This is a genomic window from Sharpea porci, from assembly GCF_009695655.1.
GTDB classification, from domain to species: Bacteria; Bacillota_I; Bacilli_A; order Erysipelotrichales; family Coprobacillaceae; genus Sharpea; species Sharpea porci.
Map to the genome: position 1 here is coordinate 52,642 of NZ_VUNM01000006.1, position 12,470 is coordinate 65,111.

12 protein-coding genes are annotated in these 12,470 nt (G+C 35.5%); 11 read left to right on the plus strand and 1 reads right to left on the minus strand.

The window, feature by feature from the left end:
• The 7 genes from FYJ79_RS04320 to FYJ79_RS04350 all read left to right on the plus strand — a co-directional run bounded on the left by FYJ79_RS04320 (position 1) and on the right by FYJ79_RS04350 (position 7,212).
• Positions 1-1,326 (plus strand): family 4 glycosyl hydrolase, encoded by a 1,326-nt coding sequence (locus FYJ79_RS04320; RefSeq protein ID WP_154514822.1) that lies wholly within the window; start codon positions 1-3, stop codon positions 1,324-1,326.
• 53 nt (positions 1,327-1,379) lie between these two features.
• Positions 1,380-2,585: a glycoside hydrolase family 16 protein gene (locus FYJ79_RS04325; protein WP_154514824.1), complete on the plus strand. Its 1,206-nt coding sequence runs from the start codon at positions 1,380-1,382 to the stop codon at positions 2,583-2,585.
• 308 nt (positions 2,586-2,893) lie between these two features.
• The gene (locus tag FYJ79_RS04330; RefSeq protein ID WP_195837015.1) at positions 2,894-5,035 is read left to right on the plus strand and encodes a heavy metal translocating P-type ATPase; all 2,142 of its coding nucleotides are present in this window, start codon (positions 2,894-2,896) and stop codon (positions 5,033-5,035) included.
• Positions 5,036-5,049: 14 nt separating this feature from the next.
• A complete protein-coding gene (locus FYJ79_RS04335; RefSeq protein ID WP_154514826.1) occupies positions 5,050-5,328 on the plus strand; it encodes an iron-sulfur cluster repair di-iron protein, ric in 279 nt (92 codons plus the stop codon).
• Between the two features lie 17 nt (positions 5,329-5,345).
• A complete protein-coding gene (locus tag FYJ79_RS04340; RefSeq protein ID WP_154514828.1) occupies positions 5,346-5,993 on the plus strand; it encodes a Crp/Fnr family transcriptional regulator in 648 nt (215 codons plus the stop codon).
• A 415-nt stretch (positions 5,994-6,408) separates the two neighbouring features.
• Positions 6,409-6,750, plus strand: coding sequence for a MoaF-related domain-containing protein (locus tag FYJ79_RS04345; protein ID WP_074782267.1), 342 nt, complete (start codon positions 6,409-6,411; stop codon positions 6,748-6,750).
• 12 nt (positions 6,751-6,762) lie between these two features.
• Entirely contained in the window at positions 6,763-7,212 is a 450-nt protein-coding gene (locus FYJ79_RS04350; protein ID WP_154514830.1) for an Rrf2 family transcriptional regulator, read from the plus strand.
• On the opposite strand, the gene FYJ79_RS04355 is transcribed toward FYJ79_RS04350, so the two are convergent.
• On the minus strand, positions 7,209-7,742 hold the full coding sequence (locus tag FYJ79_RS04355) for a TetR/AcrR family transcriptional regulator (RefSeq protein WP_154514832.1): 534 nt from the start codon (positions 7,740-7,742) through the stop codon (positions 7,209-7,211). The genes FYJ79_RS04350 and FYJ79_RS04355 overlap by 4 nt on opposite strands.
• A 130-nt stretch (positions 7,743-7,872) precedes the next feature.
• Between FYJ79_RS04355 and FYJ79_RS04360 the strand changes: the two genes are divergently transcribed.
• The 4 genes from FYJ79_RS04360 to FYJ79_RS04375 all read left to right on the plus strand — a co-directional run bounded on the left by FYJ79_RS04360 (position 7,873) and on the right by FYJ79_RS04375 (position 12,411).
• Entirely contained in the window at positions 7,873-9,078 is a 1,206-nt protein-coding gene (locus FYJ79_RS04360) for a cation:proton antiporter (RefSeq protein WP_154514834.1), read from the plus strand.
• A gap of 87 nt (positions 9,079-9,165) precedes the next feature.
• Entirely contained in the window at positions 9,166-10,248 is a 1,083-nt protein-coding gene (locus FYJ79_RS04365) for an ABC transporter permease (RefSeq protein WP_154514836.1), read from the plus strand.
• Positions 10,245-10,907 carry an ABC transporter ATP-binding protein gene (locus tag FYJ79_RS04370; RefSeq protein ID WP_154514838.1) on the plus strand — a complete coding sequence of 221 codons (663 nt, stop codon included), beginning with the start codon at positions 10,245-10,247 and terminating at the stop codon, positions 10,905-10,907. Before FYJ79_RS04365 ends, FYJ79_RS04370 begins: the two co-directional genes overlap by 4 nt.
• 220 nt (positions 10,908-11,127) lie before the next feature.
• Positions 11,128-12,411, plus strand: coding sequence for an ATP-binding protein (locus FYJ79_RS04375; protein ID WP_229771316.1), 1,284 nt, complete (start codon positions 11,128-11,130; stop codon positions 12,409-12,411).
• The last annotated feature ends 59 nt before the right edge of the window (positions 12,412-12,470 follow it).

Here is a 12,470-nt window from a genome sequence, read left to right on the forward strand (position 1 = left end):
ATGGGTAATAAATTTGTAATGGTAGGTGGTGGTTCCACACAATCACCAGGTATTTTAGAAGTTTTAAGACAACGTGCAAAAGAACTGAATTTAACAGATTTAGTACTATATGACAATGATGAAGAACGTGTATCGCTTTTAGGCCAGTATACAAAGATGTACTATGGAGAAACAGGTTCACCCGTTCATGTTTCTTATACCACAGATATTGAAGAAGCTTTAAAAGATGCCAACTTCCTCTTCATGCAGATACGTCCAGGTCTTAATAAGCAACGTGCAATCGATGAAAAGATTTGTTTAAGAAATGGTGTTGTAGGTCAAGAGACATGTGGATTAGGGGGATTCTCTTTTGCGATGCGTGTTATTCCAGCTGTATTGGAAATTGTCGCTAAAGCACAGGAAATTTGTCCTGATGCTTGGATCCTCAATTATACCAATCCTGAAGCTATCTTATCGGAAGCTATTTATCATGAATTTCCTGATGCGAAAGTGCTTTGTATTTGTGATATGCCAGTCTCTATTGAAGGGGCAATCGCAAAGTATTTCAACAAAGATATACATGATTTAACTTTTAAATATTTTGGCTTGAATCATTTTGGATGGTGGAGTGCTGTATATGATGAAAATGGACAGGACTTATTACCACAATTACGTGAAGATGTACTAACAGGTAAGATTGATACGTTGCTCATTTCTAATGAAGAAACAACGGAGGATCAATACTGGATTGATACCTATAAACGTATGATTCAACTCTTTAAACGCTTCCCAGAATATTTCCCTAATTGCTATTTACAGTATTATTTGACGCCAGACGACATGGTCAAAGAAGATGATATAACATTTACTCGTGGTGACTATGTTATGCAAGGTAGAGAGAAACGTATTTATGAAGAATGCCGTAGAGTGATTGCTCAAAAGAGTGCCAAAGACTCATCATTACATGCTGGCGTTCATGGTAATTATATTGTTGATATCGCTTATGCCATCATTCATAACACACATGAGCGTTTCACGGTCAACATGATGAACCATGGCGCTATCTCTAACTTTGACGTGAATGCCGTTGTAGAAATACCAGCCTATATAGGCAGTCATGGTGCTGAGACTATTAATGTCGGTGAAATCCCAACGTTCCAAAAAGGCTTAATGGAAATGCAAAAAGCTTATGAAAAAAAGACTGTTGAAGCAGCCCTCACAGGTAGTTATCAAGCAGCTATAGAAGCTGTCATGTTGAATAAAACAATACCTAATTATAATATTGGTAAGAAAGTTCTTGATGAACTTTATGAAGCGAATAAGCAATACTGGCCTGAATTGAAATAGGTAAAGCTTATGAAATAACCATTATAGTATTGACTGTAATTTCATTAATACATATGAATCCCATTGTAAAAGCAGAAGAAATCATTCCAATTAAAGACGGTTACTATCTTGATTTTCACGACGAATTCGAAGGTGATACATTAGATAGAACAAAGTGGACAGATTATTATTTGCCTCATTGGACTTCGAATCCACAAAATGCTAAAGGTAATATAAGATTGGAAGATGGGAAGTTAGTGGAATATATTGACAAAGATCAAAAACCTTGGGCACCAGAACTTGATGGAACTGTCCGCTCAAGTGCGATAATGAGCTTTAATAAGAACTGGATTCATAATTTTAGTGGTAGTAGCACTCTTAAAAGCAATCAGAAGGAATGGACAGGCTACGTAACTACATATGGTTATTTTGAGATAAGAGCAAAATTTTCGAATGTTAGTGGTGGTGGACATCAAGCATGGTGGATGGTCGGAATGCAAAATGACACCAATAACTGGTTTGATTCTAAACAAACTGGAGAAATTGATATAATTGAAACATTCTTCAGTAAGCCTAATACATGGCGACTAGCTACATTCGGGTGGAATGATCCATTCTTTCAAACAACAAATTGGTTTATACAAGAAGAGCAAGCACCTGCAAGTGATCTGACTGAGCAATATCACACATACGGACTGGATTGGTCACCAGGATCATTAAAGTTCTATTTTGATGGTGAACTTTATAAGGAATTAAATCAAGCACCCGACTATCCAATGGGAACTATATTGAATATTTATACTGATGCTGGCTCAGGAAAGGCTAACAATGTCTATCCAAAAGAGTGGTCAATTGATTACTTTAGAGTATATAAGCGTAAAGATGGTTATAGTTTACCAACACGATCCTTGGTAAATCGAGAAACAAGCGAAGCGCTTTATATTGAAGAAAATTCTGATAAAGTATTATTAACAACTGATGAAAAGAAGAGACAAAAATGGAAACTTATTCCTAAAGGTGAGTATTTCATCGTTCAAAATGTGTCTACTGGTGAATATTTACATATAGAGAATCAAAAGGATTATTTAGAACATGGGAATATTCCTGAAACATATTGGAGTGCACAATGGAAAATAGAGAAATTTGATGCATATGTAAGATTTGTTAATAGATGGAAACCAAATAAAGTCATACATATAGAAAATAACCTTGGCTATGTAGAAGTAGAGGAATTGCATCAGGGCGCATGGAGAGGACAGTGGTTAATTGAAAATGTCTAGAGAAGACGTATAGAACATATTAATTAACACAATGGACAAATGTAAATCTAAAACATTTGATTATAACTTTCAGTTTATTGATCTTTGGTATTGAAATTTCGCTTGTAGGACTTACTTCCTGACATCATATCCTGAACTGGAATTTAAAATTCCAGTTCAAGAAACTCTTCAAAGGCATAATCTTCTAACAGGAGATTATGCCTTTTGCGTACTATGCTATTTTTAAATATTTTTCATAATCTTGATATCCATCAATTATTTATAACATCTTCCTCGCTATACTAAAGCCATCAAAGGAGGTTGATATCATGCAAAAATGGTTATTAAAAAATCGTCAGAACATTACATTTATTACAGGGTTATTAGTGTTGCTTGCTTTAATGATACAATGGTTCTTTAAAAATAAACAGCTTGCTGATTTATTATTGTTGTTGGCATCACTTATTGGTGGTTTTCCAATTCTCATGCAGGCTATATCAGTATTAAAAGTGAAGGTTATCAGTATTGATTTACTTGTCACCATAGCGATACTAGGAGCTTTTGTCATTCAAGAATTTGAAGAATCTGCAATTGTTGCTTTTCTTTTCCTCTTTGGAGCTTATCTAGAACAAAAGACATTAACAAAGACACGTTCGGCTATTCAGAATCTTGTTGCCCTTACGCCAAGTGTCGCTTTGCGTCAAAATGAAGAAGGTAACTTTGAAGAAGTAGACATCGATGAAGTGAGAAAAGCTGATCGTCTTCTTGTGAAAACAGGGGACAAGATTCCCGTAGATGGAAAGGTCATCTATGGCCATGGCAGTGTCAATGAAGCAAGTATTACCGGTGAACCTTTAGCCATCAGTAAGGCTATCAATGATGATGTTTTTGCAGGAACTATACTTGAAGATGGAACAATTCAGATAGAAGCAGAAAAAGTAGGTGAGGATAGTACTTTTGGTAAAATCATTGCTTTAGTAGAAGAAGCACAAGATTCCAAGTCATCAATGGAACGATTTATTGATCGTTTTGCGAAATATTATACACCTGCAATTCTTGTATTATCCCTTCTTGTCTTTATCTTTACTCAAAGTATCTCTTTAGCGATTACCATCTTAGTCCTAGGTTGTCCTGGGGCGCTTGTGATTGGCGTGCCCGTCTCCCATGTTTCAGGAATAGGGAATGGAGCGCATCATGGTATCTTGTTTAAAGGTAGTGATGTGATTTCTAAATTCAGCCATGTTGACAGTATTCTTTTTGATAAAACGGGAACTTTGACTTATGGCAATCCAGAAGTCATTACCACACATTATTATCAACAAGATCATCATCTTATAAATCGTTATCTTATCAGTATTGAGAAAGAATCCAGTCATCCCCTTGCGAAAGCCATTGTCAAATATTATCAAGACGTTTTAACGCTACCCGTATCATCCACTCAAGTTATTTCTGGAAGTGGTATTCAAGCAAGTGTTGATGCTCATGATATTCTTATTGGTAATCGTTATTTACTTTATCAATCTCATGTAAATATAACAGATGTTGTTGAACAAGATCTTAAAACAATGGAAGAAGATGGTCAGTCAATTGTCATAATGGCTATAGATGGGCAGGTTGCTCTTGTATTAGGCATTCGTGATCAGCTACGTACAGGCGTTAAAGAAGACTTACAGGCACTAAAGAAGTTGGGTGTTAAAAATCTTATTCTTCTTTCTGGTGATAACCAGACAACAGTAGATCTTATCAACAAGGATTTAGGATTGAGTAAAGCCTATGGTAATCTCATGCCAGAAGACAAAGCATATTTTGTAAGAAAATATCAAGATAGAGGAGAGATTGTAGCCTTTGTTGGAGATGGCATCAACGATAGTCCATCACTCGCTTCTGCTGATATTGGTATTGCCATGGGCAATGGTACAGATGTCGCTATTGAAACATCAAATGTTGTTATTATGCATTCTGATTTCCATAAAATCCCTTATGCCCTCTCTCTAGCTAGAAGAACAACCCTTAATATGATTGAAAATATTGTTATAGCTTTAATGGTTGTTGTGGTTCTTCTCACAAGTATCTTTGCGAGTGATTTTATGAATATGGCGATAGGTATGTTTGTGCATGAAGCAAGTATCTTGGTCGTTATTCTTAATGCAATGCGTTTATTAAAACATCACAAACTTGATAGAAATCAATTATTAATTAAAAGATCTTCAAGTAAACTAAAGTCAGAAAGGAAGTCGATGAATATGAAAAAAGCAGTCTTACAGTTAGAAACACTTGCATGCCCAACATGCATGCAGAAAATCACAGGAGCACTTAAAAGTGTTCCTGGTGTTGATCAGGATAGTGTCAGAGTCCTCTTCAATGCCAGCAAAGCGAAACTTACATTTGATGAAACTGTTACTGATATTAAGGATATCAGACAGGCAGTTGTTCATATTGGTTATGATGTACTTAAAGCATCAATACAATAAAAGGAGGCCTATTTATGATACAATCATTCTATAACACAAATAATGCAATACTAGATCTCTATACAAAAGCTATCACGAAAGCACATGGACAACATCATCCAGAAGTTTTTAAAGTACGTGCTATTTATAAAGAGATTCAGAATAAGATTAATCATAATCAATATGATCTTACAAATGAATTCTCACAATTACGTATAATTACAAATGACTATTTCATCCCGAATGATGTATGTGGTACTTTTAAAGCAACCTATGAAATGTTGAAAGCTTTTGATGAAATCTCAACACAATAAGAAAGAGAGGCTATCTTATGGCAGAACATTTATGCATTGCCCAAGTTCCCTTATTCAATCATCTTCCCATAGAAGCACAACAAGAAATCATGAATCTTACACATCACCATATCTATAAGAAAAACGAATTAGTCTTTCAACCAGGTGATGAAAATCTTTATATAATAGCGAGTGGTAGTATCAAAGTCTATCAATTATCTATTAGTGGCAAAGAACATCTCTTACGTGTGCTCAAAGAGGGTGATTATGAAGGCGAAAAACAGCTCTTCAATATACCAAACGATACCCTCTTTGGACAAGCTCTAGAAGAAACGGAAATATGTACGCTAACTCAACAAGCATTTCACCAGGCTCTTTTAGAAAATCCATCCATTGCCATCAAACTCTTAGAACTATCAGCAAAGAGAACAGCTCAGTTAGAAAAACAAGCACAGTTTCTCTCAATGGAACGTGTCGAAGAACGACTTGCCCATTACTTGTTGCAGATTTCAGCTAATCAGTCATCCATAACTCTTTTCATGAAAATGAAAGATCTTGCTCTTTATCTAGGCACAACACCAGAAACACTCTCTCGTAAGCTTAAATATTTGGAAGATCACAACTACATCAAACGCACAGGAAAACATATCACTATTCTTGATCCTGATGCATTAGAAAGTATATGAGAAATATCCCTTCATTAATCTGGAGGGATATTTGTTTTTTAGAGTGTATTTAAGGTGAGTCATGTAAATGAATAAACTCTCAGGTAGGGTGTTAATGCATAAAATTAACGATTTTGTTGAAAATTGCACTTTTAAAACTAACGAAAATTGTAAATGTAATTAAAATAAAATTAACGATAGATGAAATAAAGCAAAAAATGGATGGAATTAAAGCAATCATTAATGGCGACGGAGTCTAAAGGACTTACATATAGACTTTACTTTATAATTTTATTTGTTCATTCGTTCTTGAGAGAGCAGATACAATCATACAAAGGAACCTAAATAAGTTTCTTTTTTAGTTGTAGTTGTTGACACTACAACTAATACATGATATGTTGTAGTCTTTGCAGCTACAACATAGTGAGGATAAAATATGACAATGTATGAAAAATTAAATGGAAAACAGTTAGAAGTGAAGTATGAGACAGGTGCACATTACCGCATGACATACCTTTCTGAAAATGAATTGAAATGGGAGGCTCTTTCTGAAGTTGCTGAAGGTGAAGCTACAACAGGTACTGAACCATATTGGGCTTATGAAGTCGCTGAAGGTATTTATCATATTGACTGGATTGAACAGGACGGTATGACAGCTGCTCAAACAGTAGATTTCAACAAGCTTCAGGCAACAGCTTTCTTAACTTGGGGTGATGAATCTGAACGTGGAGGTAGAGGAAAGATCCTTATGCATGGTACAATAACTGTAATTGGATAAGGAGGACGAACCATGCAGTTTTCTGGAAAGCTCGCTACAGCTGTGCATATCTTGCTTTATATTGAAAAATATCAGGATGAAGAAAAAATCACATCCGAAGTATTAGCGGATACAACCGGTGTGAATGCAGTGAATATTCGTAAGATTTTAGCTAACTTAAAGAGTTCTGGGTTAGTTGTTGTGAAAGCGGGTGTTGGTGGTACATATTTGAATAAGAAGCCTGAAGAGATTTCGGTGAGGATGATCTTTGAATCCGTTGAAGGCCATGATCAAAAGCTCTTTAGGATGCATGAGCATCCTAATGTGAACTGTCCGGTTGGAAGAACTATTCAGGATGTGCTAGAAGTGAGATTACAAGCACTACAAGATGAACTGCTGCAGAAAATGGAATATATGTATTTAAGTGATATGTATGATGATATGGAAAATATACTAAATAATGAAGAGTCTAGTGAAAACTAGGCTTTTTTCATATCTCTTAAAGAAAGAGAGCCAGCTGGTCGAAAAGAGAGGGTGATATCTGTCATTAATTGAGCACTTTCTTTCATGCCGTGTTCAAACCACAATAACATTCCATTATAAATACCACCTACATGCCATGCAGTCTGAAACTGTTCTAAGGTGGATTTAGTGTCAGTTGTATCTACATGGAAACATGCATTAAGTGCATCAAGTAATAAATAAGAGAGCTTGGCTTGATGAATAATGAGAATGCCACGTTTATGTGCAAGAAATGTCTTGAAAATGGAATAAGTATAATCTTGAAATGACACATTCTCTTTTTCAATCTCACCAATAATCTTATAAAAATACCAACGTAATAAATCCTCTTTCATATTAAAATGACGATAATACGAAGATCTATTGACCCCAGCCTTATCAGTAATCTCTCCAATAGTAATCTTTTCAAAAGATTTCTCTTCCATCAAAAGCAATAAAGCCTCAACCATATATTCCTTTATAAGCTCACTATTTAAATTCTTTCTACGCATCAAACTACCTCCAAAGCAACAAAGAAGAACCTATTGTTGCTTTATAGGATACCTATATTGAAAAAGCAACAAATGTTGCTATTATCGTAGGAGATAAAGAGAAAAGTGTCAATAGAAAGGTGTGAAAAAAATGCTTTATGTGAAATGGTTGTTGGTGCTTATTCTTGCTTATTTTGCAGGCATACTCATCAAGAAGTGTAAATTGCCTTCAATACTAGGCTGGCTTATTGCCGGAATGCTTTTAGGACCTGAAGCAGCCAATTTGCTTTCAGATCAATTACGGAATACTTCAAGTTATCAACTTATTATATGTTGGATGCAATGTGCATTTGGTATTATGCTTGGCTCTGAATTAATTGTGAAAAGATTGCGTACTTATGGGAAGGCACTCTTTGTGACGACATTGACACAATCATTAGGAACTTTTGTGATTGTCAGTGTGGTTTTTGGTATTATTTTTGCCTTGCAGGGTGTACCTATCTATCTTGCCCTCGTATTTGGTGGGATTGCTCTGGCAACAGCCCCTGCTCCAGCCCTCTCAATTGTGCGAGAATTCAATACGCATGGACCAGTAACAGATACTCTATTACCAATGGCTGTCTTAGATGATGTTGTGGGAATTGTGGTTTTCTTTAGTGTGAATGCTTTCGTAGCACATCAGGTTGCAAGTGGATCATTACCACTTTATATGATCCCCGTGATGATTTTTCTTCCAATAATTTTAGGCGGAGCTATTGGTTATTTAGTTGGTCTGGTTTTAAGAAAATCTCAAGATACAAAGATGAATCTTATTGCGCTATTATTAGGTATTACTGTTATTGTTGGTATTGGCGTGTATCTGAATAAAGAAATACTTAAGGGGATTACCTTGAATTATATGTTGATGGGGGTTGCTTATTCTGGTGTTCTTTCCAATATGATTGATGAAGAGAAGCGACAATTACTCCTTCAGGCTTATAATCCAATACTGGCCATCAGTTTATTGATATCCATTGTAGATTTAGGAGCACCTCTTGATTATCATCTTATTCTTGGGGCTGGTTTCTATACTTTTGTCTATATTGTTGCTAGAGCAGCAGGTAAAAATGGTGGGGCAAGACTGGGTGCAACCATCATGCATATGCCTGAAACTGTCAAAAAGTATCTTGGCTTAACGCTTCTGCCCCATTCCGGTGTTTCCTTAGTCTTCACTTCCATTGCCTGTACAACATTACAAAGTGCACCACCACTTGTACGTATTGTCCAAGGAACAATTGCGGCAGCAGCTGTCATTAATGAAATCATTGCCGTTATTGCCGCAAAGAAGGGATTTGAATTAGCAGGTGAATTAAAATAATTTGTGCAAAATTAAATAGATAAAAATATTTACTTTCTATAACTAAAGGACTATGATTGCCTTGTTAGATAAGAAAGGTGATTAATCATGAGATTAGCGTGGAAAGAATTAAAATATAACTGGAAGAAATATCTTTTTATAGAAATTATTGTTGTATTAATGATGTTCATGGTTCTCTTTCTTTCAGGTCTTGTACAAGGCTTAGGAAGAGCTGTTTCATCAGGTGTAGAGAATATGAATGCAGAACACTTTATACTAAGTGATGATGCTGAGAAACTCATAACTGTATCCAATCTCACAACAACACAATCTGATGCAGTAAAAGATACTTATGGCAAGAAGGCTACGCCTATTGATATTACGCGTATGTATCTTCAAAAGGAGAATGATGATGAGAAGATTGATGTTACTTATTTCGCCATTAATCCATCTTCATATCTGAATGTCGATGTTTATAAGGGCCACAAGCTTACAAACAAGACAAATACAATTGTCTTAGATGATGATTATGAAAGTAAAGGCATTAAACTCAACGATACAATAAAAGATGCTAATTCAGGTATTTCATTTAAGGTTGTTGGCTTTACAAAAGATGCTATGTATGGACATGTCTCTGTTGCCTATATTTCAACTGATAGCTACAAAGCAATCATGAAAGAAGCAAATCCTATGTTCAATAACACAGTCCATGCCTATGCCATAAAAGGATCAGCTAAGAAAACAATCAAAGGCACAAAGACATATACAAAACAAGAAATCATTAAATCATTACCAGGTTATCAAGCTGAACAAATGACCATCACAATGGTCGAATGGTTACTTGTCGTTATTACAGCCTTTATTATTGGAATCTTCTTCTTCATTATTAATCTCCAGAAAGAAAAAGAATTTGGTGTTCTTAAAGCTATTGGTACAAGAATGAGTCGTTTAGTGAGATTTATTCTTTCTCAGGTATGTATAATTAGTATTAGTGGTGCTCTTATCGCCGGTGTCCTTGTTCTCTTAATGAGTCAAGCCTTACCAGCCACAATGCCATTCTTCCTTGTGCCTTCACAAGTCATATTGGTATTAGCGTCATTTATCTTGATTTCAATACTTGGCTCACTTGCCACAGTTATAAGAGTCGCAAAAATTGATCCAGCTAAAATTATCGGAGGTGATTTTGAATGAGTCAGACAGTCTTAAAATTAAATGATATTGTCAAAAAGTATCAGGATGGTGAGAGTGAACGTGTCATTCTTAATCATATTAACCTAGAAGTTCATGAAGGTGAATTTGTAGCTATTGTTGGTCCATCAGGATGTGGTAAGAGTACATTATTAAATATTGCCGGTATGATGTTATCTAGTGATCATGGTGATATAACACTATGTGGTGAAAAGGTCTCAGCTCTTCCAAAGAAGAAATGGACAGATATACGTAAAGAGAATATCGGCTTTATTTTCCAGAACCACCAGCTTCTTCCTTATCTTAAAGCCGGAGAACAGCTTACTGCCTTACTAGGCACAAACCCACAGGAAGTCAAAAAGCTATTTAAAGAACTGAGCATTGATAATATTATTGGTCAGTATCCATCTCACTTATCTGGTGGTGAAAGACAACGTGTCGCTATTGCCCGTGCTTTTGCTTCAAACGCAAAATTGATTCTTGCCGATGAACCAACAGCATCACTTGATTCCAAAAGAGGCAGACATGCAGTTGAAATGATTCAAATGGAAGTACACAAACGTAATAAAGCAGCTATCATGGTTACGCATGATGAACGTGTACTAGATCTAGCTGACAAGATCTATCGCATGGAAGATGGCCAGTTAACACAAATCAAATAATATCCCAAAGCGGTCTATACCGCTTTTTTTCTACCTTAATAAATACTAATAGAAAACATATAACTAATATTAATATAAAAACGCCAAATCACTCAATAAAAACTCGCCAAATCACTCAATGAAAATACGCCAAATCATATAATGAAAAGTCGCCAAATCACTCAATAGAGTTGAAATCTACAACATTTTTATTTAAAATGAATTTATGAAAGGATTAGCTATGAATATGAATGAATATAAGAAGAGAATTGCAGATAATATAATAAAAAAGAAATTACAAGGAATAGGAGCGGTACTTATTGAGGGACCTAAACTTTGCGGGAAAACAACGACTGCTGAGCAAGCAGCAGCCAGTGTTCTTTATATGGCTAATTCAGATGAGCGTGAACAAAATCTTCAACTTGCGAAATTAAAACCTAGTCTATTATTGCAGGGAGAAACACCACGATTAATAGATGAATGGCAGATTGCACCTGAGATATGGGATGCTGTTAGATTTGAAGTAGATCATAGAAAAGAATTTGGCCAGTTTATTTTGACAGGCTCTGCTGTCCCGGCAGATCGTTCTAAAATATTCCATTCAGGAACTGGACGTATTGCATGGGTTAAGATGAGAACAATGAGCTTATATGAATCTGGTGATTCGAGTGGTGGTATTAGTTTAAAACAATTATTTGATGGAAAAGAGGATCTCTTTGATATGAACCAAAAGGATGATATTGAAGAGATTGCGTATTTATCGTGTAGAGGCGGCTGGCCAACTGCTCTTAATGTTGATAAATCTATCGCGTTAGATAGAGCTTATGATTATTATGATGCTGTTGTAAATATAGATATATCTAGAGTTGATGGTGTCAATAGAGAATCTGAACGTGCCAAAAGACTTATGAGATCATATGCACGCTTTCAGGGATCACAAACAAGTTATGAAGCAATGAAAGAAGATATTCGAGCTAATGATTCTGAGAATCTTACTACAAATACCATCGTTTCCTACGTCAATGCACTCAAAAAGATTTTTGTCATAGAAGATATGCCAGCGTGGAATCCAAATATAAGATCAAAAAGTGCAATCCGCACAACGGATACAAGATATTTTGTTGATCCTTCTATTGCAGTGTCTGCTTTAGGCCTTGGACCATATGACTTGATTAGAGATCTTAATACGTTTGGTTTTATTTTTGAAGCAATGTGTATTAGAGATTTAAGAGTTTATGCAGATGCATTGGAGGGAACGGTCTATCATTACCGTGACAAGAGTGGATTAGAATGTGATTCTGTTATCCATTTGAGGGACGGACGATATGGTTTGATAGAAATAAAACTTGGCGGTGATGATAACATTGAGCATGGAGCAAAAACACTAAAAAAGCTTAAAGATACAATTGACACTGATAGAATGAAAGAGCCATCATTTATGATGGTATTGGTAGGAAAAGGAAAATATGCATATCGAAGAGATGATGGTGTCTATGTTGTTCCAATAACTTGTTTAAAAGATTAATTGACCTATTTCCCTATATAAGTGGGATAGGTTTTTTGTTAATTAATATGATATATGTA